The sequence below is a fragment of the Streptomyces sp. NPDC051105 genome, from assembly GCF_040682795.1.
Lineage (GTDB): Bacteria > Actinomycetota > Actinomycetes > Streptomycetales > Streptomycetaceae > Streptomyces.
Genome location: NZ_JBFBBR010000024.1, coordinates 90,262 through 110,238 on the forward strand (window position 1 = coordinate 90,262; position 19,977 = coordinate 110,238).

Here is a 19,977-nt window from a genome sequence, read left to right on the forward strand (position 1 = left end):
GGAACTCCTTCAGACGAAGCTGTAAGGGGGCAGGGGGCCGTTGAGGCGGAAATCGAAGTCGTCGCCCATCTGATGGGCCACGCTCAACTCCGTGGTGAGGAATGCCTCTTCCCGGTCCTCGGTCACCAGGAAGGACACGTTGAGAAAGTCCGAACCCGTCGGCTGGGACGATTCAAGCGTCCGGGCGAAGGGGCGCAGGGCTTCGACCACACCCGCCGCCAGTGCCTCCTGTCGTGCCTGTACCTCCTGGGTGACCAGCTCCCCCAGTCGCAGCGAAGCGTCGGGGGCGGCGTTGCCGCCGCGGATCTCGTCATTGAGCTCTCGTGCCACGTCCGACTCCCGCAGGATCTGCCGCAGCAGCGCGTCCTCGTCCTGCGACGCCTTGAGGTGGTACTCGCTGCACCCCTCCAGAGCCTGAAGCCGGTCCGTGTAGTCCGCGGCATTCTGCTCCAGGGCCGCCAGGACAGCCTCGTCGTTCTCGGCGATCAGCCCGAACCGCATGGGGAGCACCGTGCCGTCCGCCAGGAGGCGCTCCTGTACTTCCTGGTGCGCCATGACGTCGCGGCGCTTGGGGCGCAGATCCTCCGGCGCGTCGCTGACGACAGCACACAGCGGCCCGGCCGTCACTGTCCGCAAACCTGCCGGGGGCTCACCGACGCCGTTGAGTCCGTCGAGGCGGAGCGGGTGCTGCTTGCCGGTGATGGAGTAGATGTATACGGCCATGGCTCACTCCTTCTCGCGCGGCGAGCCTCATTCGCGCTCACGTCGGGAGGCACGCCGAACCGGCCGCCGCCGCCGCTCCACGGGTTCCCTCTGCTTGCCCTCGTCTTCTTCCTCGGGCTCCTCTTCCTCAGCCTCTTCTTCGGCGGCGTCACGGCCGGTGATCCCCTTGAGGGAATCGGTGACCGCTTCCGCCGCACCGGAGAGCGCCCCCTTGGATTTGCCCTTGGCTCCGCTCTCGACCGTGTCTCCGACGATGTCGGTCAACTGGGCGGGCGCCTTCCTCCCGGATTCGAGGTCGAGACGGTTGCACGCCTCGGCGAAACGCAGATAGGTGTCGACGCTGGCCACGACGATGCGAGCGTCGATCTTGAGAATTTCGATGCCCACCAGCGAAACGCGGACGAACACGTCGATGACGAGCCCGCGATCGAGAATGAGTTCCAGGACGTCGTAAAGGCTGCCGGTCCCGCCACCGCGAGCGACACCGCCTCCACTTTGCGGCACCACCGTCATGGTGCCTCCCTTCACCGGCTGTGCTGTCTCAGCCCCGCCGGTCGATTTGGCCGCGCGTATAGCGGCGCTTCCGTTCGTATCCCACCAGATCGCCTTCCTCGTCGAGCGTCACTCGATAGGTGGCCATCACGCTGGTGGTTTCGGGGACACGCTCCAATTCGAGTACCTCGACGTCGGCTTCCCAACCGGTTTCGGTCGGTTTGACTGCCGAGACGGACTCGGGAGCACGGCCGAGCAGCTCCTGAAGTTGTCCGACGGCGGAGCGTATGGCCCAGCCGACATTGCCCTTGCCGGAGCGGTGACGGGAACCGCTCGCGCCGTCCCCGTCGGAACCGCGGCTCCGACTGCTGGATCGCCTTCGGGGTTCTGGTGCGGCCATGGTCTCTCCGGGGGTCGGAGCGGGCGCCATATTCCATCCATGAACCCTATAATTTCATCACATAGAGACACATATCGCCCCAGCGTGGATGACTTCGCGGGGGAACTGCCCGGGGTTGCGGGGTGTGTCTGCGACACAGCGGGCAGTGAGGCACGGGGCGCATGCCACCCGTCTGCTGTCTCCATCGCGGGTTCGGGACCGGGGGCGTTGGTCCGGACGCGAGCGTCTTCACCAGCCCTTTTTGAAGGGAATCGGCTTATGAACGACACGACCAAGGTCGGCCTCGCCGCCGCCGTCGCAGCAGGCTATGTACTCGGACGTACGAAGAAGGCGCGCCTTGCCTTCGCCATGGCAACTTACCTCGCCGGCCGACGCGTTGGGCTCGACCCGCAGCAGCTGATGACGACCGGACTCCGCAAGCTCGGTGACATGCCAGGAGTCGCCGAGTTGAACCAGCAGGTACGCGGCGAACTCCTGGACGCCGGTCGTAAAGCCCTGGCAACCGCTGCCGACCGGCGCCTCGCCGACCTCGCCGACTCGCTCCGCGAGCGGACGTCGCGCATCGGCCAGGAAAAGGACGAGGGCGAGGGCGAAGAGGACGAGGACGAGTACGAGGAGGACGAGGAGGAGCCGGAGGAGGGCGAGGGGCGCTACGAGGGCGAGGACGAAGAAGAAGCGGAAGAGGGCGAGGAGGAAGAACCGGAGGACGAACTGGAGGAAGAGCCCGAGGAGGAACCCGAGGAGGAGGAACCCGAGGAAGAGCCCGAGGAGGAGGAACCCGAAGAGGAACCCGAGGAAGAAGCCGAGGAAGAACCCGAAGAAGAAGAGGCCGAGGAGGAACCGCCACCGCGTCGCCATCGGCGGACGGGAACCGCGGCGAGGAAGCGGCCGGACGAACCGGCTCCCCGTAAGACGGCCGCGAAGAAGGCCGCTCCCGCAAAGAAGGCGGCACCGGCGAAGAAGACCGCGGCGCACAGGCCCCCCGCCAAGAAGGCGGCACCGGCAAAGAAGGCCGCGAAGAAGTCTCCGCCTCCCGCCAAGAAGGCCACTGGTAAGAGGCCCGCTGCCAAGAAGAGTACGACGAACAGGACGGCCGCGAAGAAGGCCTCTGCCAAGAAGACGGCACCGGCGCGGAAGACCGCTGCCAAGAAGACGACTGGGCGGCGGAGGTAGGTCATGGCCGACAAAGAGCGTGACACCAACCACGAAAAAAGTTCGGGTCTGGACCTGCTGCGCGAGCAACTCGTCGACTACCTCGGTGCCCAGGTGGAACATCTCGCCGACAAGGCAGGGGACAAGGTGGGGGATGTCACCGACCGCCTTCTCGACGTGGCCGAGAACGGGGGAACACTCGCCGGCGTCGGCGGTCGGATGCTCCAGGGTGACTCACCGCTGAAGGCATTCGTGGGTCAGAAGGCCAAGGGGCTCAAGGACAACGTAGTGGACAAGGCCAAGAGCATTTTCGGCGGAGGGGGCGGTGGCAAGGCCGGCACTACCAAGGTCATGAACATCATCGAAGTGCTCGACGTGGGAGTCCCGATCCGCACGGCGTACAACTACTGGACCCAGTACCAGGAGTTCAGCAGCTTCACCAAAGGCGTACGCAGTGTGTCCAAGAACGACGAGGTCGCCAGCACCTGGAAGGTGAAGGTCGGTCCGTCGACCCGCGGCTGGAAGGCGTCGGTTGAGGAGCAGGTGCCGGACGAGCGCATCGTATGGAGCTCCGAGGGCGCGAAAGGCACCACCCACGGCTGTGTCAGCTTCCACGAAATCACGCCCAACCTGACGCGCATCGTGCTCGTCGTCGAGTACTACCCCTCGGGCCTCTTCGAGAAGACGGGCAACCTGTGGCGCGCCCAAGGCCGTCGTTTGCGGCTGGACTTCAAGCACTTCCAGCGGTACGTCACGTTCGCCGACGAGGAAGTCGAGGGCTGGCGCGGGGAGATCCGCGACGGCGAGGTGGTCCGCAGCCACGAGGAGGCGCTGGAAGAGGAGGAAGCCGCAGGAGAGGCCGAGGACCAGGAGGAGTACGACGAAGAGGACGGGGAGGCGCCTGACGAAGAAGAGGAGGAGGGAGAGGAAGAGGAAGAGGAAGGCGAGGAAGGCGAGGAAGGCGAGGAAGGAGAGGAAGAGGAGTACGACGAGGAGGAGCCGGAGGGCGAGTACGACGAGGAGGCCGACGAGAACAAGCGCTGACGCGCCTCACCGACACGGCTCCACGCCTCGTACAGGTCCCGCCGGGCATGGCCGTCACCCGAGGCGAACTGCGCGTACGCGCATGCGCTCGCATCTCACCCAGGCCGGGTCAGGGTGCGGCGCGGCGCCGACCGAGGTCCGGACAGGTCAGCCGCTCATCCGTACCCGTCGGATGCCTTTTCGACAGCTCGCGCCGGGGCGGGGTCACAAATTCGCCGCCACCCTGTTTTACCGCCCCATATGGGGTACCCGGAACGCGTGCACGATTCCACAGCCCTAGGAGAGTGAAAGACAGTGGCCGGAGAGCAGAAGGCAAAGGGCAAGATGGAAGAGACCACGGGAAAGGCCAAGGAGACGGTCGGCCGTGCCGTGGGCAACGAGCGGATGGCGGCCGAAGGTCAGGCCAAGAAATCGAAGGGTGCGGCCCGTCAGGCCAAGGAGAAGACGAAGGACGTCTTCAAGCACTGACAAGGCAGACGCTGAGCGGGATCCCGTTTCCGGGATCCCGCTCTTCTGTGACCTCGCTCTTCTGTGACCTCGCTCTTCTGTGCCCTCGAGAACCAGGGTCCAGCGGCGAAACGAATCCCCGGACCTGGAGCGAATCCGGCGCTACCCGATATCAGGGCGAGGGAGAAGTGTGGAAATCAGCACAGCCATGTCGATTCCCCCTTGGAGGGCGGGCTGTGGTCAGGGTTTATCGTGCGGCACGGGGGGAACGACTCATCGGCCGCGCAGCATCATGACGACGGCGACGATGACAATAATGATGACGATGGTACCCAGGCCTATATACACGAGTTTCCCTTTCCTTCTTGGAGTCGGCACCCCCATCGGTGCCGTCCGGAGCCGGGTGCCCACGTCCAAGCCTTTCAGCCCGCTCCGGCGAGTCTGTTTCCCCGCCGCGACGACCACGCGGAGCGGCCGCCCCGGCTCCGACGAGGGACGCGGTCGCCGTCGGCGGTACCGGGCGTCTCACCGAAGCCCGCGAAGCGGCAAACTGTCGATCAGCGCCGCACCGACGATATAACTGATGAACTGTCAAGTAAGTCGGCGAAGGGTCAGCATGGGGCCGACCGAACATGGCGACAGACGGCAACAGATGGCGACGGGCACGCAGCGGTCGGCCGCCGTGAAAGCAATACTGACCTGGGATGACACCAGCTCGCAGGAGAGCTGGCAAAGTGAGGGGCGAGCCGTGTTCTACTACCTGCTCAAGTACGTACTTCTGGGGCCGCTGCTACGGCTGGTGTTCCGGCCCCGGATCGAAGGTCTGGAACATGTGCCCGCGTCGGGCCCGGCCATCGTCGCCGGCAACCATCTCTCCTTCGCCGACCACTTCCTGATGCCGGCCGTCCTCAAGCGGCGGATCACCTTCCTCGCCAAGGCCGAGTACTTCACGGGTCCGGGGGTGCGGGGCCGGTTGACCGCCTTCTTCTTCCGCAGCGCTGGGCAGATCCCGGTGGACCGCTCCGGCAAGGAGGCCGGCCAGGCCGCGATCCGGGAGGGGCTCGGGGTGCTGAGCAGGGGTGAGCTGCTCGGGATCTATCCGGAGGGCACGCGCTCGCACGACGGCCGGCTCTACAAGGGCAAGGTCGGCGTGGCCGTGATGGCGCTGCGGGCCGGTGTCCCGGTGATCCCCTGCGCGATGATCGGCACCTTCGAGGCGCAGCCGCCAGGCAAGGTCATCCCGAACATTCACCCCGTGGTGATCCGCTTCGGCAAGCCCCTCGAATTCTCCCGCTACGCCGGCATGGAGAACGAGAAGGCGGTCCTGCGCGCGATCACCGACGAGATCATGTACGCCATCCTGACCCTCTCCGAGCAGGAGTACGTCGACGAGTACGCGGCTGTCGTCAAGGCCGGGCAGGCGGCGGCGAAGGGCGCGAAGGAGCGCAGGTTCCCGCGGGCGCCCTTGAGTTGACGTCGTACGGCTGAGGGGCGGCGGGAGTGTTCCCGCGTCGTACCAGATGTTCCCGCGCGACGGGTCGACGACGCTGTCGACGATCATCCGGCGGCCGCGTCCCGGGAACAGCGTCCGGTACACGGCACCAAGGTAGGTGCCGTAGGAGACACCGCACCAGTCCGATAACCGGACGATCACGTCCCGCTGAGCGGATCAGCCGCCGAGGTGGCCCAGCGCCTCGTCCAGCACCCGGCGAAGCCGCAGAGCATCGCCGGCCACCGCGGTCACGAGCACGGCGGGCCCGGCGAGCGGGGTGAGCGCCGCACCCTCCCCCAGCATCCGCGCCGCCACCGGCTCCGCCGCGAACTCCGGTTTCACCACGACGAGTTGTCCCACCGCGCGGTGCCCCGCCAGCACAGCGGGGCCGTCCCAGCCACCGGGCGCCCCGGGCCCGCAGGCCAGCTCCTGGTCGAGGAGCGCCGTTCCGGCCACGCGCACGGTGAGCCGGCTGGTGAGCCGCCCGGGTTCCTCACCCACCCGACCGAGCACCTGCTCCTCCCGCAACACCAGCCGGCCGCCCGCCGCGACGTCGACGCGGGTGGAGACGTACAGGTCGCTCCCCTTGGCCGAGATCAACTGCTCCGGCAGCCACCGCAGTTCAGCACCGTCGGCGACCTCGAGCCGGACGTCGTACCGGGCCTCGGCCTTCAGCTGCCCCGGCAGTGCGATGGTGGCCGCGGCCGATCCGACGGACAGCCGGGCCGTGCCCTCCGCCCGGGCCTCGATCCCGAACCGGTCCCCGCCGAGCGGTCCGCTCATCGCCCCGACGATCATCACCCGGGCCTCGGCCCCGGTCCCCCGGGTACGCCGCAGCGCGAGCGGCCCCTCCCCCTCCAGCACGGGAAGCGAGGTACCGCCCCGCCCGTCACCCCGGGCGACGATCCGTGCGTGCGCACGCACCCCGGTGGCGGTCATGCCGTCCACGCGGCGAGCCGCTCCCGCACCCACCGGGCGACTTCCCCGACCCCGGCCTCGCTGCGCAACGACTGGAAGGCGACGGGCAGTTCGGCCCGCTGCGCCTTCGCGTCGGCGGCCATCCGGGCGAGGTCCGACCCGACGTAGGGAGCCAGGTCGGTCTTGTTGACGATGAGCAGGTCGGCCGTGGTGACACCGGGGCCGCCCTTCCGCGGGATGTCGTCGCCTCCGGCCACGTCGATCACGAAGATCTGCGCGTCCACGAGCCCCTTCGAGAAGGTGGCCGTGAGGTTGTCGCCGCCCGACTCGACGAGGATCAGGTCCAGCGGCCCGACCTCGTCCTCCAGGTCCTCCACGGCTTCGAGGTTGGCCGAGATGTCGTCCCGGATCGCGGTGTGCGGACAGGCCCCCGTCTCGACGGCGGTGATGCGCTCGGGCGGCAGCACGGCCTCCCGCAACAGGAACTCGGCGTCCTCACGCGTGTAGATGTCGTTGGTGACGACGGCGAGGGACAGCTCGTCGCGCAGGGCCCGGCAGAGGGCCGCGACGGTAGCGGTCTTACCGGACCCCACGGGCCCACCGAGCCCGATGCGCAGGGCACGCCGGGATCCGTCGGGACGACGGGCGTCGGCGCTGACGGCGGCAGGGCCGTGGTGGTGATCGTGGTCGAGATGCATGTACGGCTCCTTCATGAGATCGGCCCACTTCTCAGCCCGTCCGGTATTCGAGGACGAGGCCGGTCGGGCCGAAACGGGGGTCTGGGGGCGCAGCCTCCAGGACGTGGGGGTCGAACCTCCAGGACGTGGGGGTCGAAGGGGGCGCGGGCCCCCTGGAACGGGACGGGCAGGGGCGGCGGAGAGCGAGCCGGCTACGACGCGAACAACCGCACCGCCCACCCCGCATGCCACTCCGCCCCGATCTCCAGCAACGGCGCGGACCCGGCGGGCAGTTCGTCCACCTCACCCCCCGCGGCCACCCGCCGCGCCGCCTCCACCGCCCGGTCCACCACTCGATCCACCTCGGGCGCCAACCGGGCCAGCACCCCCGTCGCCTCGAACGGGTCCAGACTCAGCAACCGCACCACCGCCGTGGCCGGCCCGCTCACGCACTCGTATGCCGCGCAGTAGGCCGCGTCCTCGGCCGAGAGCCCAGCGACCCTGGCCACCACCCCCAACACCACCGGCTGATGGGCCCCCTTGGGGAACTCCTTCGCCAGGGTGCCGAGTTCAGCACCGGGCCAGGTCGCCCGCCCGGCCCGCAGCAGCTGCCGTCCGAGCCTGCGCGCGACCCCTCGTAGCGCGGGCGACGGCGTCCGCGCGTCGGCCGCCGCATCCAACTCCCTTACCTCCACACCGAGAACCGCGGCCGCGGCGAGCGCGCCCGCCACCAGCCCCGCCGTGTGCAACCGCCCCCGGCAGAACTCCTCCAGGGTCGCCGCTCCGGTGATCCGCCCGGCCTTGACGGCGGCCTCCGCCCCGCCGGAGTGCGCATGCCCTCCGGCGGGAAAGCGGCCGTCGGCCAGTACCAGCAACGCTGCCCGAGACATCAGGGACCCCTGCTCTCAGAACAGGAAGTAGCGCTGGGCCATGGGCAGTTCGGCGGCCGGTGTCGCCTCGACCAGCTCTCCGTCGATGTACACGGCGAAGCTGTCGGGGTCGACCCGCACCCTCGGACGCGCGTCGTTCTCCCGCATGTCCGCCTTGGTCACCCCACGGGTCGACTCGATGGCGACGAACCGCTTCCCGAGCTGCAGCCGCTCCGGCAGCCCGTCCTCGACGGCGAGCGGGGCGACGAAGTTGAAGGAGTTGGCGGCCGGCGCCCGTCCGATGGCCCCGTACATGGGGCGCGGCAGAATCGGCTGGGGCGTCGGGATCGACGCGTTGGCGTCGCCCATCTGCGCATAGGCGATCTGACCGCCCTTGAGCACGAGGTGCGGCTTGACCCCGAAGAACGCGGGCTCCCACAGCACGAGGTCGGCGAGCTTGCCGCTCTCGACGGACCCGATCTCGCGGGCGAGCCCCTGGGCGAGCGCCGGGTTGATCGTGTACTTGGCGACATAGCGTCGTACCCGGTGGTTGTCGGCCCGTCCGTCGCCCGGCAGCGCGCCGCGCCGCCGCTTCATCACATGCGCGGTCTGCCAGGTCCGCAGGATCACCTCGCCGACCCGGCCCATGGCCTGCGCATCGGACGAGATGATGGAGATCGCACCGAGATCGTGCAGGACGTCCTCGGCCCCGATGGTCGACGGCCGGATGCGTGACTCGGCGAAGGCGAGATCCTCCGGCACCGCCGGATTGAGGTGATGGCACACCATGAGCATGTCGAGGTGTTCCTCGGCGGTGTTCACGGTGTACGGCCGCGTCGGATTCGTCGAACTCGGCAGTACGTGCGGCTCGGAGACGACGGTCATGATGTCCGGCGCGTGCCCGCCGCCCGCGCCCTCGGTGTGGTACGCGTGGATCCCGCGCCCGCCGATCGCCGCGAGGGTGTCACCGACGAACCCGGCCTCGTTCAGCGTGTCCGTGTGGATGGCCACCTGGATGCCGGTGCGGTCCGCGACGGTGAGGGCCGCGTCGATGACCGCCGGGGTGGACCCCCAGTCCTCGTGCAGTTTCAGCCCCAGGGCCCCGCCCCGGATCTGCGAGAGCATCGCCTCGTGCGAGACGGTGTTGCCCTTGCCGAGGAAGCCGATGTTGAGCGGGTACTGCTCCATCGCCGCCAGCATCCGGGCGAGGTGCCACGGCCCCGGGGTCACGGTGGTGGCCTTCGAGCCCTCGGCCGGTCCGGTGCCACCGCCCACCAGCGTGGTGATCCCGGACGCCAGTGCCTCGTCGGCGATCCCCGGGCAGATGAAGTGGACGTGCGCGTCGACGCCGCCGGCGGTCAGGATGCGCCCGTTGCCGGCGATGACCTCGGTCTCGGGGCCTATCACCAGCTCCGGGTGGACCCCGTCCATGGTGTCGGGGTTGCCCGCCTTGCCGATGCCGGTGATCCGGCCGTCGCGGATGCCGACGTCGGCCTTGACGATGCCCCAGTGGTCGATGATCACCGCGCCGGTGACGATCGTGTCGGGGGTGCCTTCTGCGCGCGTAGCGCGCGACTGGCCCATGGACTCTCGGATGACCTTGCCGCCGCCGAAGACGGCCTCGTCACCGGCGAGCCCGGGCCCGCCGGAACGATCCTCCTCGATCTCCACGATCAGGTCGGTGTCGGCGAGCCGGATTCGGTCACCGGTCGTTGGTCCGAACAGGTCCGCGTAGGCGGCGCGGGAGATCTCAGGCATCGAGGGCACCTCCGGTCTCCCCGCGCAGCCCGGGTACGACACGGGCCCCGGTGAGGGGGACGAGTTCGACGTCGACGGGGATGCCGGGCTCGAAGCGGACGGCGGTGCCGGCGGCGACGTTCAGCCGCTTTCCGCGCGCGGCGCCCCGGTCGAACTCCAGTCCGGGATTGGCCTCGGCGAAGTGATAGTGGGAGCCGACCTGGACGGGCCGGTCGGCGGCGTTGAGGACGGTCATCCGGGTGATGTCACGGCCCTCGTTGTACACGATGGGCTCGTCGGCGAAGAGGATCTCTCCGGGAATCATCGGCGGCCCCCTCAGACGATCGGGTCATGGACGGTGACGAGCTTGGTGCCGTCCGGGAAGGTCGCCTCGACCTGCACGTCGTGGATCATCTCGGGGATGCCCTCCATGACGTCGTCCCTGGTGAGGAGCTTGCGCCCGGAGGCCATGAGTTCGGCGACGGTACGGCCGTCACGGGCGCCTTCGAGGATGTGCGACGTGATGAGGGCGACCGCTTCGGGGTGGTTCAGCTTCAGCCCGCGGGCCCGGCGCTTCTCGGCCACGTCGGCCGCCACATGGATCAGCAGCCTCTCTTGCTCGTGCGGGGTCAGTTGCACGTCCCACCTCACAGTCCTCGCTCCGGACCGTGCGGGGTCCGGTTGCCGCAGCCACCGCGACAGATCGGGCTCAGGAACCCGATCCGGATACGAAAACCCCTGGTGGCGTGGATCGGCAGGCTAGTTCGCCGGAGTTTCGACGACGTTAACCGGACCTTGATCATCTGATGACCGCTGGATGGGGCCAGTCCCGGCGCGCGGCGCGCACCACCGGCGCCGGTGGCTGCGGCCCCTCGGCCGCCCGCCGCCGCGCCGCCTCACCAGGGGCGGGTGATCGAGCGGGTCCTCGGCCGTCGGCCCGACCGGCACGCGCCGCCGAGCGGCTCGATCACGCAGGTCCCCGCCTCCACGGCACGGTCGGCGCCGGCCGGGACGGTGGCCTTCACGGCGTTCGGCGGCCCCGCCGAACGGATCGTGTCGCCTCTCGCCGGCGAGTCCGCGTCCATACGGGTGAACACCGTGTCGCCGGGCGCCGTCGGCACAGTCGTCGGCCCTCCTCCGGACGCTTTCGGAGGAGGGCCGATGTCATGGCGGGGCTAGGAGCCCGCGGCGCCCCGGTGTTCGGCCGCGATGCCGAAGCGGCCGCGCTCCGGACGTACGGCGGCGCCCTCGCGGACCGTGGAGACCGCGCTGACCACCTGGTCCTCGGCGGCTTCCGAGAGCTCTTCGAGGCGTTCGAGGTCGGCGGCGGAGACGAGGGCGACCAGAGGCTTGCCGTGCCGCGTCACGACGACACGCTCACCGCCGTACACCACCCGGTTGATCAGTTCGGCGAGCTCAGCCCTGGCTTGCGTCACCGGAATCTCGTAGGCCATGCCCCCAGCTTACGGGGCCCTCGGACATCACATCTTGTTCGGCCTCAGCGGAATCCACCCATGACAACCACCCAAGGTTCTGTACGTCCTGTACATTTCTTACGGAGAGACCGGCCGCTGAGACAGCTCAGCCGCGAGGAGGGGTACGCCATGACCCGACCGTCCGCCCGCTACGTCCTGCCCGAGTTCACCGAACGCACCAGCACCGGACAACGCACCCTGGATCCGTACTCGAAGCTGCTGGAGGAGCGGATCGTCTTCCTCGGCGCGCCCGTCGACGAGACCTCGGCCAACGACGTGATGGCGCAGTTCATGTACCTGGAGCACGCGGCTCCGGAGCGGGACATCTCGCTGTACATCAACTCGCCGGGTGGCTCGTTCAGCGCGATGGCCGCGATCTACGACACCCTCCGGTACGTCACCTGTGACGTGGAGACGATCTGTCTGGGGCAGGCCGGGGCGTCGGCCGCGGTGCTGCTCGCGGCGGGCACACCGGGCAAGCGGTCCGTGCTGCCGGGTGCGCGCATCGTGCTCCAGCAGCCGTCGCTGCCACGGCCGGTACAGGGCCAGCCGAGTGATCTGGTCATCCAGGCGGCGGAGTTGGACCGGATCCGCGAGCTGCTCGAGGAGATGCTCGTCCGGCACACCGGACGGGCACCCGCCCAGGTCCACCAGGACCTGGAGCGGGACCTGATGCTGGACGCGCCGGCGGCGCTGGCGTACGGGCTGGTGGACCGGATCGTGCCCAGCCGCAGGGCCTCGCTCGGCCTGCCGGACGCGGGGTGAGCGGCCGATGCTGCCACCGGAGCTGCCGCCGCTGCCCGCGCTGACCCGCGCCGAGGGCGAGTTGATCGACCGTTATCTGGACGTGGTCGACCTGCTGGGCCGCATCAACCCGGCGCAGAACGAGGACACCTATCGTGGGCTGCGCGCCGCGCAGGCGCTGGTGCGCGCGGCGTCCGAGCTGCGCGACGCACTCGCCCTGATGCATCGGCGGGGCGAGACGGAGCTCCACGGGGACACGCTGGCACGGGCGTTGCGGGTGCTCGACGGCGAACGCCGGACCGCGCGCGTCGCACTCCCGCCCGACTGCGTACGGTGACGCCTGGCGAAGTCCGGAGCGACGCGTCCACCGGTCGACCGGCCAGGAGTTGAAACGACCCAAAGGGGTTACCGCTGTTCGGCGGAGTATGGCGTGGTTTTACCTGACCGCCGGAGCCGCTCAAGGTGCGTGCCCGACGGTGCCCGCGAAAGGCTTCGGTGCAGGTCCGGGGCTACGTCGGGCAGTTGACGACTAATCGAACACAGTGCTGTCCACCCGAACGGGTGGGTGGTGAGTAACCCCACAAATCCTCGGTTCCGTTGGGATTTTCGGACAGGCGTGAGTGAAGATCCCTGTCTGACGACAAGCCCCCGCCACCACGGCGGGGCGATCCGGGCGGACGCCGAGTCCTGCCGCCGTCCGGATGCCCGGTCGACGGAAGTGGATCGGCAGGAGTGGAGGACCCAAGCACGACGGGTCGCCGGAACGGTCGCACCATGACCGGCCCGCGCAGCCCTTGGGGTGAAGCCGTGGCAACGCGGCCGGGCAACTTCGCCAGCCCGAATCCGACAGGTCATCCTTCACAGGCGGCTGACGAAGGGTTGCGCATGACTGCGCTCAATCGTGTCCCGTCGCTGATGGCACGGGCTGGCACGGCCTCGGCGCTCACCATCGCCGCCGTGGGCGGCTCCATCGTGATCCCTGGCGTCGCCTCCGACGCCTCGGCCGCCACGATGGCGACGAAGGCACTTCAGGTGGCGGCCTCGAAGAAGGGCTCGCCCTACAGGTGGGGTGCCACCGGACCGAACCGGTTCGACTGCTCCGGGCTCACGCTGTACTCATTCAAGAAGGCGGGCAAGAAGCTGCCTCGTACGGCGGCCCAGCAGTACAACAAGACCCGTCATATCTCGGCCGGCCACCGCAAGGCGGGGGACCTGGTCTTCTTCCACTCGGGTTCCAGCGTGTACCACGTCGGCATCTACGCCGGGAAGGGAAAGATCTGGCACGCCCCGAAGACCGGGGACGTGGTGAAGCTCCAGAAGATCTGGACGCGAAGCGTCTGGTACGGCCGGGTCAGCTGACCCACCCAGCGGCCGGCCGGCGGGAACTCGGGGCTACGGTTCCTGCTGGCCGGCGGCGGTGACCGTGCCGGCCGGGACTGCCCAGGGCAGTTCGATGAGGACGGTCTTGCCGCCCTCCCGGGTGGGGCGCACCCGGAGCTTGCCGCCGCACTCCGCGGTGAGCCAGCGGATGATGACCATGCCGCGCCCGTTGTCCTGCTGGACCGCGGCCGGGAGTCTCTTGGGGAAGCGCGGATGGCTGTCCGTGACGCCGATGCGCAGCTGTTCGTCACGGTCGAGGACGAGGCCCACCGTGAAGGTGGGTGACTGCCCGAAGGTGTGCTGCACCGCGTTGGTGGCGAGTTCGGAGACGATGAGGCGGATGGTGTCCGCGGTCTCCGTCTCCGGTGGCAGCCCCCATTCCGCGAGAGTACCCAGCACATAGGAGCGGGCCGCGGAGACCGAGGCGGGATCGCTCGGCAGAGTGACGGATGCTTCCAGGTGGTCTGCCATGGCGACGTCGTCCCTTTCCCACGGGACCGGAGCCCGACACGGTGCGGATGGTTCGAGTACGGTCCCGGACTGGTGCTTCTCCGTCAGACTGCCATTACCAGGGCAGCCAGGGGAGCGATCCACCAAGATATGCATATATCTGTCGCTCGATGCGGTGAACTCTGCTACCCCAGAGCGTATTTGGGCGGCTCGGGAGGAGTAAGGAGTAGCCCATGCAGAACGGTCCCGCGGTACGCCGCCGGAAACTGGGCGCCGAACTGCGCTCACTGCGCACCGGCGCCGGCCTCACGAGCGGTGAGGCCGCCCGTCTGGTGGGCTGGCATCAGTCGAAAGTGAGCCGGATCGAGACCGGCGCCAGCGGTGTGAAACCGGCCGATGTGCGGTTACTCCTGGACGCCTACGGCGTGATCGAGGGGCAACTGCGCGAGTTACTGCTGGTGTTGGCGGGGTCGGAGGACACCGCCGGGCGGCACCACTGGTGGCACGCCTATCGTGGGGTGCTGCCGCCCACCTACCGGGATTTCATCAGTCTGGAGTCCCAGGCCAGCGCGATGCGCACACTGGAGACCTCGGTCGTACCGGGGCTGCTGCAGACCCCCGAGTACGCACGTGCCGTGACCCGGGCGGCCGTCGACGGGCTCGACGACGAGGCGCTGGACGCCCTCGTGAAGGTGCGTCTGGCCAGGCAGGACGTGCTGCGCAACCATCCGCCGCTGGAGCTGAGCGCAGTGCTTGACGAGGCGGTGCTGCGCCGGGAGGTCGGCGGGCCCGGCGTGATGGCCAGACAGTTGGAGCGGCTGGTGGAGGCGGCCCGGCTGCCCCAGGTACGGCTCCAGGTGCTGCCGTTCTCGGCCGGAGCCCATATTGGCATCACCGGGCCTTTCGTAATCTTCTCATTTCCGAGCACTTCTGATCTGGATGTGGTTGTTCTCGACCAGTTGACGAGTAGCCTCTATCTCGAACGGAAAGAAGACCTCCAGGCCTACGCGGAGGCCTTCAACGCCCTTCAGATCCACGCCCTTTCGCCCGAGGACTCGTTGGATTACATCGCCGGGATAGGTGACGGCGCGTAAGGAGGCACCATGACTGCACTGCCTCGGAACGTACCTTCAAGTGCTGATCTGCACGGACTGCGGTGGCTGCGCAGCAGCTACAGCACCGGAGCGAACAACTGTGTGGAGACGGCACGGCCGCGCTCCGGTCAGCTGACCGGACTGCTCGCCGTGCGCGACTCCAAGGATCCGGCCGGACCCGCGCTGCTCTTCTCCCCCGGGAGCTGGGCGGGGTTCGTGTCGGCGCTCACCGGCTGATCAGCCCGTAACCGACTCCGTATCCGCATTCGGACAAGACCCGGCCGTGTCACGCCGACTCATGGTCGTGTCTCACCGATCACCTGTACAGCGCGTTCGATCTCGGCCCCGGAGAGGTCCGCTCGGGCGGTCAGCCTGAGCCGTGAGACGCCGTCCGGCACGGACGGCGGACGGAAACAGCCCACGGCCAGGCCTGCCGTACGGCAGTCGGCCGCCCACCGCACGGCCCCCTCCGGGGACGAGGCCCGCACGGAGACCACCGCGGCGTCCGGACGCACCGCTTCCAGACCCGCGGCGGTCAGCCGTGCGTGCAGCTCCGCGGCCACCTCACAGGCCCGCACCGCGCGTCCGGGCTCACGGCGCAGCAGCCGCAGCGCCGCCAGGGCCGCTCCCGCCGCGGCGGGGGCCAGACCGGTGTCGAAGATGAAGGTGCGGGCCGCGTTCACCAGATGGTCGATCACCCGGGCCGGCCCGAGCACGGCCCCGCCCTGGCTGCCCAGCGACTTGGACAGGGTCGCCGTGACCACCACGTCCTCGGCGCCGGACAGCCCGGCCGCGTACGGCGCGCCCCGCCCGCCGTCCCCGAGGACTCCGAGCCCGTGGGCGTCGTCCACGAGCAGCCCGGCGCCGCTCTCCCGGCAGGCCGCGGCCAGGGCTGCCAGCGGTGCCGCGTCGCCGTCCACCGAGAACACCGTGTCGGAGACGACGACCGCGGGTCCCTCATGGGTGCCGAGCGCCTTGCGTACGGCGTCCGGGTCGGCGTGTCCGACCACCTGGGTGGCGCCCCGGGCCAGCCGGCAGCCGTCGATCAGGGAGGCGTGGTTGAGCGCGTCGGAGACGATCAGGGAGCCGTGCGGGCCGAGGGTGGTGACGGCTGCGAGGTTGGCGGCGTAACCGGAGGAGAAGACCAGGGCCGCCTCGAACCCGCAGAATTCGGCCAGCTCGCGCTCCAGCTCGGTGTGGAGTTCGGTGGTGCCGGTCACCAGCCGGGAGCCGGTGGAACCGCCGCCCCAGGTCCGGGCCGCCCCGGCCGCGCCGTCGGCGACCTCCGGGTGGTGGGCGAGGCCCAGGTAGTCGTTGCTCGCCAGATCCAGCAGCGGCGAGTCGGCGGGACGGGGGCGCAGGGTCCGTACCAGTCCGGCGCGGCGGCGCAGTTCCGCCTGTTCGTCGATCCAGCCGAACGCCATGGCTCCTCCGGAGAATTTGTAGGCAGTGGACAGACCCTAGCGGGACCACCAGCCACCCACTGTGTGGCAATACCCACACGTCGAACTGACAGGGTTGTGCAAACTCTCCTTGGCCCGGAGCAGCCTCGTAGTACAGGATCGGCTCTCATGGACCTGCTGAACACGCTGGTGGACAAGGGGCTTCGGCGCGAGCTGCCGACCCGCGAGGAAGCGCTCGCCGTGCTGGCGACCTCCGACGACGACGTGCTCGATGTGGTGGCCGCGGCCGGCAAGGTGCGCCGGCACTGGTTCGGCCGGCGCGTGAAACTCAACTACCTGGTCAACCTCAAGTCGGGCCTGTGTCCTGAGGACTGCTCCTACTGCTCGCAGCGCCTCGGTTCCTCGACCGGGATCCTCAAGTACAGCTGGCTGAAACCGGACGAGGCCTCCAAGGCGGCCGCCGCCGGTCTGGCCGGGGGCGCCAAGCGGGTCTGCCTGGTGGCGAGCGGACGCGGCCCGACCGACCGGGACGTCGACCGGGTCGCCGGCACCATCAAGGCGATCAAGGAGCAGAACGAGGGCGTCGAGGTGTGCGCCTGCCTCGGACTGCTCTCCGACGGCCAGGCCGAGCGGCTGCGCGAGGCGGGCGCGGACGCCTACAACCACAACCTCAACACGTCCGAGGGGACGTACGGGGACATCACGACCACGCACACGTACGCCGATCGGGTGGACACCGTCAACAAGGCGCACGCGGCGGGTCTGTCGGCCTGCTCGGGTCTGATCGCGGGCATGGGCGAGACCGACGAGGACCTGGTCGACGTGGTCTTCTCGCTGCGCGAGCTGGACCCGGACTCGGTGCCGGTCAACTTCCTGATCCCGGTCGAGGGCACCCCGCTGGCCAAGGAGTGGAACCTCACCCCGCAGCGCTGTCTGCGCATCCTGGCGATGGTGCGGTTCGTCTGCCCGGACGTCGAGGTCCGTATCGCGGGCGGCCGCGAGGTCCACCTGCGCACCATGCAGCCACTCGCGCTGCACCTCGCCAACTCGATCTTCCTCGGCGACTACCTCACCACCGAGGGCCAGGCCGGCCAGGCCGACCTGGAGATGATCGCGGACGCCGGGTTCGTGATCGAGGGCGCCGACGAGGTGACGCTGCCGCAGCACCGGTCGGAGGTCGCGGCCGGGGGCTGCGGGTCGCACGCGGAGGCCGGGTGCGGCTCCGGCTGTGGTGGGCACGACGGCGCCGACCTCTGCGGTACGGCCGCCGCCGCGGCGAACGAGCCGCGCACCGACCTGGTCGCCGTCCGCCGCCGGGGCGCCGGAACGGATCTCGCGCCCAATGCCTGACCTGGGCGTCCCCGAGCTGCTGGAGCTGGACCGGCGGCACGTCTGGCATCCGTACGGACCGATGCCGGGCCGGGCCGAACCGCTCGTCGTGGAGTCGGCGAGCGGGGTCCGGCTGCGGCTCGCGGGCGGCTCGGGTGAACTGGTCGACGGGATGTCGTCCTGGTGGTCGGCGATCCACGGCTACAACCACCCGGTGCTCAACGAGGCCGCGCGCGACCAGCTCGGCCGGATGAGCCATGTGATGTTCGGCGGGCTCACCCACGAGCCCGCGGTACGCCTGGCGAAGCTCCTTGTCGACATGTCGCCGGACGGACTCGAGCATGTCTTCCTCGCCGACTCCGGCTCGGTGTCGGTCGAGGTCGCGGTCAAGATGTGCCTGCAGTACTGGCGTTCCCTCGGCCGCCCCGCGAAACAGCGCCTGCTGACCTGGCGCGGCGGCTACCACGGCGACACCTGGCAGCCGATGTCGGTGTGCGACCCCGAGGGCGGGATGCACGAGCTGTGGTCCGGCGTGCTGCCCCGCCAGGTCTTCGCCGACGCGCCGCCGGCCGAGTACGACGAGTCGTACGCCGACCGCCTGCGGTCGCTGATCGAGCGCCACGCGCACGAACTGGCCGCGGTGATCGTGGAGCCGGTGGTGCAGGGCGCGGGCGGGATGCGGTTCCACTCCCCTGCCTATCTGCGGGTGCTGCGCGAGGCCTGCGACGCGCACGACGTGCTGCTGGTGTTCGACGAGATCGCGACCGGCTTCGGCCGTACGGGTGCGCTGTTCGCGGCGGACCACGCGGCCGTCACCCCTGACGTGATGTGCGTGGGCAAGGCGCTGACCGGCGGCTATCTGACGATGGCGGCGACCCTGTGCACGCCCCGGGTGGCCGAGGGCATCTCACGGGGCGAGGTGCCGGTGCTGGCCCACGGCCCGACGTTCATGGGCAATCCGCTGGCCGCCTCCGTGGCCTGCGCCTCGCTCGGGCTGCTGCTGGGCCAGGACTGGCAGACGGAGGTCAAGCGGATCGAGACGGGCCTGCGGGACGGGCTGGCGCCGGCCCGGGAGATCCCCGGCGTACGGGACGTCCGCGTTCTGGGTGCCATCGGGGTCGTCCAGCTCGACCACGACGTGGACATGGAGGCCGCCACGGCCGCCGCCGTGCGGGAGGGCGTGTGGCTGCGGCCGTTCCGCGATCTGGTCTACACGATGCCGCCGTACGTCACGGACGACGCGGACGTGGCACGGATCGCGCGCGCGGTGTGCGCCGCCGCGCGGGAAGGATGAACATGCCGATCCTGATGATCACGGGCACGGGTACCGAGGTCGGCAAGACGGTCACCACGGCCGCCGTCGCCGCCGCGGCGCTCGCGGCGGGCCGCTCGGTGGCGGTCCTGAAGGCCGCGCAGACCGGGGTACGACCGGACGAGCGCGGGGACGCCGACGAGGTCGCGCGGCTCGCGGGCCCGGTGACGGCGACCGAACTCGCCCGGTTCCCGGAGCCGTTGGCGCCCGGCACCGCGGCCCGGCGGGCCGGAATGGCCCCCGTGCGTCCGCACGAGGTGGCGGAGGCCGCCGCCAAGCTGGCCACCGAGCACGAACTGGTGCTGGTCGAGGGGGCGGGCGGGCTGCTCGTGCGGTTCGACGCGGCGGGCGGCACGCTGGCGGACGCGGCCCGGCTGCTGAACGCGCCGGTGCTGGTGGTGGCGTCGGCCGGGCTCGGCACCCTCAACACCACCGAGCTGACGGCCCGTGAACTGCGGGCCCGTGAGCTGGAGTTGCTGGGTGTGGTGATCGGCAGCTGGCCCGAGTCCCCGGATCTGGCGTCGCGTTGCAATGTCGCCGATCTTCCGGAGGTGGCCGGGGCTCCGCTGCTCGGTGCGCTGCCCGCCGGGGCCGGAGCGCTGGCGCCCGCCGACTTCCGTGCGGCGGCGCCGGGTTGGCTATCCGCACGGCTGGACGGCGGCTGGGACGCGGAGGCGTTCCGGGTGCGCGAAGCGCCTTAGTGCCGGGGCAGGCCACGTCGGTCGGGTGCCGCCTGCTGGGGGCTGGTCGCGCGGTTCCCCGCGTGGAACGCCCCTTCAGGGGCGCGGGGACAGCGGCCCCTCGCACGAAACCCGTGGTCACCTCGAACGCGAATCCCA

The 19,977-nt window shown here is 69.8% G+C and carries 25 protein-coding genes and 1 riboswitch; of the genes, 12 read left to right on the forward strand and 13 right to left on the reverse strand.

The window, feature by feature from the left end; translation table 11 throughout:
- Nucleotides 1–9: 9 nt before the first annotated feature.
- The 3 genes from AB0N16_RS38795 to AB0N16_RS38805 are packed head-to-tail and all read right to left on the reverse strand — an operon-like array spanning nucleotide 10 to nucleotide 1,615.
- Complete coding sequence (locus tag AB0N16_RS38795) at nucleotides 10–723, reverse strand: GvpL/GvpF family gas vesicle protein (RefSeq protein WP_365805248.1); 714 nt, start codon at nucleotides 721–723, stop codon at nucleotides 10–12.
- Between the two features lie 27 nt (nucleotides 724–750).
- Entirely contained in the window at nucleotides 751–1,236 is a 486-nt protein-coding gene (locus AB0N16_RS38800; protein WP_365805250.1) for a gas vesicle structural protein GvpA, read from the reverse strand.
- Nucleotides 1,237–1,264: 28 nt separating this feature from the next.
- A complete protein-coding gene (locus tag AB0N16_RS38805; protein WP_365805252.1) occupies nucleotides 1,265–1,615 on the reverse strand; it encodes a gas vesicle protein in 351 nt (116 codons plus the stop codon).
- Nucleotides 1,616–1,699: 84 nt separating this feature from the next.
- Between AB0N16_RS38805 and AB0N16_RS38810 the strand changes: the two genes are divergently transcribed.
- From AB0N16_RS38810 to AB0N16_RS38825, 4 genes are all read left to right on the forward strand, one after another.
- A complete protein-coding gene (locus tag AB0N16_RS38810; RefSeq protein WP_365805254.1) occupies nucleotides 1,700–2,788 on the forward strand; it encodes a histone protein in 1,089 nt (362 codons plus the stop codon).
- 3 nt (nucleotides 2,789–2,791) lie between these two features.
- Nucleotides 2,792–3,811, forward strand: coding sequence for an SRPBCC family protein (locus AB0N16_RS38815; RefSeq protein WP_365805256.1), 1,020 nt, complete (start codon nucleotides 2,792–2,794; stop codon nucleotides 3,809–3,811).
- Between the two features lie 294 nt (nucleotides 3,812–4,105).
- Nucleotides 4,106–4,279: a CsbD family protein gene (locus AB0N16_RS38820; RefSeq protein WP_365805258.1), complete on the forward strand. Its 174-nt coding sequence runs from the start codon at nucleotides 4,106–4,108 to the stop codon at nucleotides 4,277–4,279.
- Nucleotides 4,280–5,006: 727 nt separating this feature from the next.
- Entirely contained in the window at nucleotides 5,007–5,732 is a 726-nt protein-coding gene (locus AB0N16_RS38825) for a lysophospholipid acyltransferase family protein (RefSeq protein WP_365805260.1), read from the forward strand.
- 195 nt (nucleotides 5,733–5,927) lie between these two features.
- On the opposite strand, the gene AB0N16_RS38830 is transcribed toward AB0N16_RS38825, so the two are convergent.
- The 8 genes from AB0N16_RS38830 to AB0N16_RS38865 form a co-directional block, all read right to left on the reverse strand.
- On the reverse strand, nucleotides 5,928–6,689 hold the full coding sequence (locus AB0N16_RS38830) for an urease accessory protein UreD (RefSeq protein ID WP_365805302.1): 762 nt from the start codon (nucleotides 6,687–6,689) through the stop codon (nucleotides 5,928–5,930).
- The gene (gene ureG / locus AB0N16_RS38835) at nucleotides 6,686–7,366 is read right to left on the reverse strand and encodes an urease accessory protein UreG (protein WP_365805262.1); all 681 of its coding nucleotides are present in this window, start codon (nucleotides 7,364–7,366) and stop codon (nucleotides 6,686–6,688) included. Before ureG ends, AB0N16_RS38830 begins: the two co-directional genes overlap by 4 nt.
- A 191-nt stretch (nucleotides 7,367–7,557) precedes the next feature.
- The gene (locus AB0N16_RS38840) at nucleotides 7,558–8,235 is read right to left on the reverse strand and encodes an urease accessory UreF family protein (protein WP_365805264.1); all 678 of its coding nucleotides are present in this window, start codon (nucleotides 8,233–8,235) and stop codon (nucleotides 7,558–7,560) included.
- A gap of 15 nt (nucleotides 8,236–8,250) precedes the next feature.
- Entirely contained in the window at nucleotides 8,251–9,972 is a 1,722-nt protein-coding gene (locus tag AB0N16_RS38845) for an urease subunit alpha (RefSeq protein ID WP_365805266.1), read from the reverse strand.
- Nucleotides 9,965–10,276, reverse strand: coding sequence for an urease subunit beta (locus AB0N16_RS38850; protein WP_365805268.1), 312 nt, complete (start codon nucleotides 10,274–10,276; stop codon nucleotides 9,965–9,967). Before AB0N16_RS38850 ends, AB0N16_RS38845 begins: the two co-directional genes overlap by 8 nt.
- Nucleotides 10,277–10,287: 11 nt before the next feature.
- On the reverse strand, nucleotides 10,288–10,590 hold the full coding sequence (locus AB0N16_RS38855) for an urease subunit gamma (RefSeq protein ID WP_010355509.1): 303 nt from the start codon (nucleotides 10,588–10,590) through the stop codon (nucleotides 10,288–10,290).
- 257 nt (nucleotides 10,591–10,847) lie between these two features.
- Complete coding sequence (locus AB0N16_RS38860; RefSeq protein ID WP_365805270.1) at nucleotides 10,848–11,072, reverse strand: hypothetical protein; 225 nt, start codon at nucleotides 11,070–11,072, stop codon at nucleotides 10,848–10,850.
- A gap of 54 nt (nucleotides 11,073–11,126) precedes the next feature.
- Nucleotides 11,127–11,405, reverse strand: a complete 279-nt coding sequence (locus AB0N16_RS38865; RefSeq protein ID WP_365805272.1) for a type II toxin-antitoxin system Phd/YefM family antitoxin — start codon at nucleotides 11,403–11,405, stop codon at nucleotides 11,127–11,129.
- Nucleotides 11,406–11,555: 150 nt separating this feature from the next.
- Here AB0N16_RS38865 and AB0N16_RS38870 point away from each other — a divergent pair, with 150 nt between their 5' ends.
- The 3 genes from AB0N16_RS38870 to AB0N16_RS38880 all read left to right on the forward strand — a co-directional run bounded on the left by AB0N16_RS38870 (nucleotide 11,556) and on the right by AB0N16_RS38880 (nucleotide 13,529).
- Nucleotides 11,556–12,191: an ATP-dependent Clp protease proteolytic subunit gene (locus tag AB0N16_RS38870; protein WP_365805274.1), complete on the forward strand. Its 636-nt coding sequence runs from the start codon at nucleotides 11,556–11,558 to the stop codon at nucleotides 12,189–12,191.
- 7 nt (nucleotides 12,192–12,198) lie between these two features.
- A complete protein-coding gene (locus tag AB0N16_RS38875) occupies nucleotides 12,199–12,507 on the forward strand; it encodes a hypothetical protein (protein ID WP_046730013.1) in 309 nt (102 codons plus the stop codon).
- Between the two features lie 331 nt (nucleotides 12,508–12,838).
- Nucleotides 12,839–13,052, forward strand: a riboswitch (cyclic di-AMP (ydaO/yuaA leader).
- Between the two features lie 3 nt (nucleotides 13,053–13,055).
- Complete coding sequence (locus AB0N16_RS38880) at nucleotides 13,056–13,529, forward strand: C40 family peptidase (protein ID WP_365805276.1); 474 nt, start codon at nucleotides 13,056–13,058, stop codon at nucleotides 13,527–13,529.
- A 33-nt stretch (nucleotides 13,530–13,562) separates the two neighbouring features.
- On the opposite strand, the gene AB0N16_RS38885 is transcribed toward AB0N16_RS38880, so the two are convergent.
- A complete protein-coding gene (locus AB0N16_RS38885; RefSeq protein ID WP_365805278.1) occupies nucleotides 13,563–14,021 on the reverse strand; it encodes an ATP-binding protein in 459 nt (152 codons plus the stop codon).
- Between the two features lie 212 nt (nucleotides 14,022–14,233).
- On the opposite strand from AB0N16_RS38885, the gene AB0N16_RS38890 reads away from it, so the two are divergent.
- Together AB0N16_RS38890 and AB0N16_RS38895 are read left to right on the forward strand one after the other, a co-directional pair.
- Nucleotides 14,234–15,094: a helix-turn-helix transcriptional regulator gene (locus tag AB0N16_RS38890; protein ID WP_365805280.1), complete on the forward strand. Its 861-nt coding sequence runs from the start codon at nucleotides 14,234–14,236 to the stop codon at nucleotides 15,092–15,094.
- 9 nt (nucleotides 15,095–15,103) lie between these two features.
- A complete protein-coding gene (locus AB0N16_RS38895; protein ID WP_365805282.1) occupies nucleotides 15,104–15,331 on the forward strand; it encodes a DUF397 domain-containing protein in 228 nt (75 codons plus the stop codon).
- Nucleotides 15,332–15,390: 59 nt separating this feature from the next.
- On the opposite strand, the gene AB0N16_RS38900 is transcribed toward AB0N16_RS38895, so the two are convergent.
- On the reverse strand, nucleotides 15,391–16,518 hold the full coding sequence (locus AB0N16_RS38900) for an 8-amino-7-oxononanoate synthase (RefSeq protein WP_365805283.1): 1,128 nt from the start codon (nucleotides 16,516–16,518) through the stop codon (nucleotides 15,391–15,393).
- Nucleotides 16,519–16,665: 147 nt separating this feature from the next.
- Here AB0N16_RS38900 and bioB point away from each other — a divergent pair, with 147 nt between their 5' ends.
- From bioB to bioD, 3 genes are read left to right on the forward strand one after another with little or no spacing between them, the layout of a single operon-like run.
- The gene (bioB, locus tag AB0N16_RS38905) at nucleotides 16,666–17,847 is read left to right on the forward strand and encodes a biotin synthase BioB (protein ID WP_365805285.1); all 1,182 of its coding nucleotides are present in this window, start codon (nucleotides 16,666–16,668) and stop codon (nucleotides 17,845–17,847) included.
- Nucleotides 17,840–19,120 (forward strand): adenosylmethionine--8-amino-7-oxononanoate transaminase, encoded by a 1,281-nt coding sequence (locus AB0N16_RS38910; RefSeq protein WP_365805287.1) that lies wholly within the window; start codon nucleotides 17,840–17,842, stop codon nucleotides 19,118–19,120. The genes bioB and AB0N16_RS38910 overlap by 8 nt, the downstream gene beginning before the upstream one ends.
- 2 nt (nucleotides 19,121–19,122) lie before the next feature.
- Nucleotides 19,123–19,839 (forward strand): dethiobiotin synthase, encoded by a 717-nt coding sequence (gene bioD / locus AB0N16_RS38915; protein ID WP_365805289.1) that lies wholly within the window; start codon nucleotides 19,123–19,125, stop codon nucleotides 19,837–19,839.
- Nucleotides 19,840–19,977: the final 138 nt, after the last annotated feature.

Excerpts from the sequence above, each read along its gene's own strand:
- AB0N16_RS38795 (WP_365805248.1), bottom strand. The coding sequence starts at position 723 with ATGGCCGTATACATCTACTCCATCACCGGCAAGCAGCACCCGCTCCGC.
- AB0N16_RS38800 (WP_365805250.1), bottom strand. The coding sequence starts at position 1,236 with ATGACGGTGGTGCCGCAAAGTGGAGGCGGTGTCGCTCGCGGTGGCGGG.
- AB0N16_RS38805 (WP_365805252.1), bottom strand. The coding sequence starts at position 1,615 with ATGGCCGCACCAGAACCCCGAAGGCGATCCAGCAGTCGGAGCCGCGGT.
- AB0N16_RS38815 (WP_365805256.1), top strand. The coding sequence starts at position 2,792 with ATGGCCGACAAAGAGCGTGACACCAACCACGAAAAAAGTTCGGGTCTG.
- AB0N16_RS38830 (WP_365805302.1), bottom strand. The coding sequence starts at position 6,689 with ATGACCGCCACCGGGGTGCGTGCGCACGCACGGATCGTCGCCCGGGGT.
- ureG (WP_365805262.1), bottom strand. The coding sequence starts at position 7,366 with ATGCATCTCGACCACGATCACCACCACGGCCCTGCCGCCGTCAGCGCC.
- AB0N16_RS38840 (WP_365805264.1), bottom strand. The coding sequence starts at position 8,235 with ATGTCTCGGGCAGCGTTGCTGGTACTGGCCGACGGCCGCTTTCCCGCC.
- AB0N16_RS38845 (WP_365805266.1), bottom strand. The coding sequence starts at position 9,972 with ATGCCTGAGATCTCCCGCGCCGCCTACGCGGACCTGTTCGGACCAACG.
- AB0N16_RS38850 (WP_365805268.1), bottom strand. The coding sequence starts at position 10,276 with ATGATTCCCGGAGAGATCCTCTTCGCCGACGAGCCCATCGTGTACAAC.
- AB0N16_RS38865 (WP_365805272.1), bottom strand. The coding sequence starts at position 11,405 with ATGGCCTACGAGATTCCGGTGACGCAAGCCAGGGCTGAGCTCGCCGAA.
- AB0N16_RS38870 (WP_365805274.1), top strand. The coding sequence starts at position 11,556 with ATGACCCGACCGTCCGCCCGCTACGTCCTGCCCGAGTTCACCGAACGC.
- AB0N16_RS38875 (WP_046730013.1), top strand. The coding sequence starts at position 12,199 with ATGCTGCCACCGGAGCTGCCGCCGCTGCCCGCGCTGACCCGCGCCGAG.
- AB0N16_RS38880 (WP_365805276.1), top strand. The coding sequence starts at position 13,056 with ATGACTGCGCTCAATCGTGTCCCGTCGCTGATGGCACGGGCTGGCACG.
- AB0N16_RS38885 (WP_365805278.1), bottom strand. The coding sequence starts at position 14,021 with ATGGCAGACCACCTGGAAGCATCCGTCACTCTGCCGAGCGATCCCGCC.
- AB0N16_RS38890 (WP_365805280.1), top strand. The coding sequence starts at position 14,234 with ATGCAGAACGGTCCCGCGGTACGCCGCCGGAAACTGGGCGCCGAACTG.
- AB0N16_RS38895 (WP_365805282.1), top strand. The coding sequence starts at position 15,104 with ATGACTGCACTGCCTCGGAACGTACCTTCAAGTGCTGATCTGCACGGA.
- AB0N16_RS38900 (WP_365805283.1), bottom strand. The coding sequence starts at position 16,518 with ATGGCGTTCGGCTGGATCGACGAACAGGCGGAACTGCGCCGCCGCGCC.
- bioB (WP_365805285.1), top strand. The coding sequence starts at position 16,666 with ATGGACCTGCTGAACACGCTGGTGGACAAGGGGCTTCGGCGCGAGCTG.
- AB0N16_RS38910 (WP_365805287.1), top strand. The coding sequence starts at position 17,840 with ATGCCTGACCTGGGCGTCCCCGAGCTGCTGGAGCTGGACCGGCGGCAC.
- bioD (WP_365805289.1), top strand. The coding sequence starts at position 19,123 with ATGCCGATCCTGATGATCACGGGCACGGGTACCGAGGTCGGCAAGACG.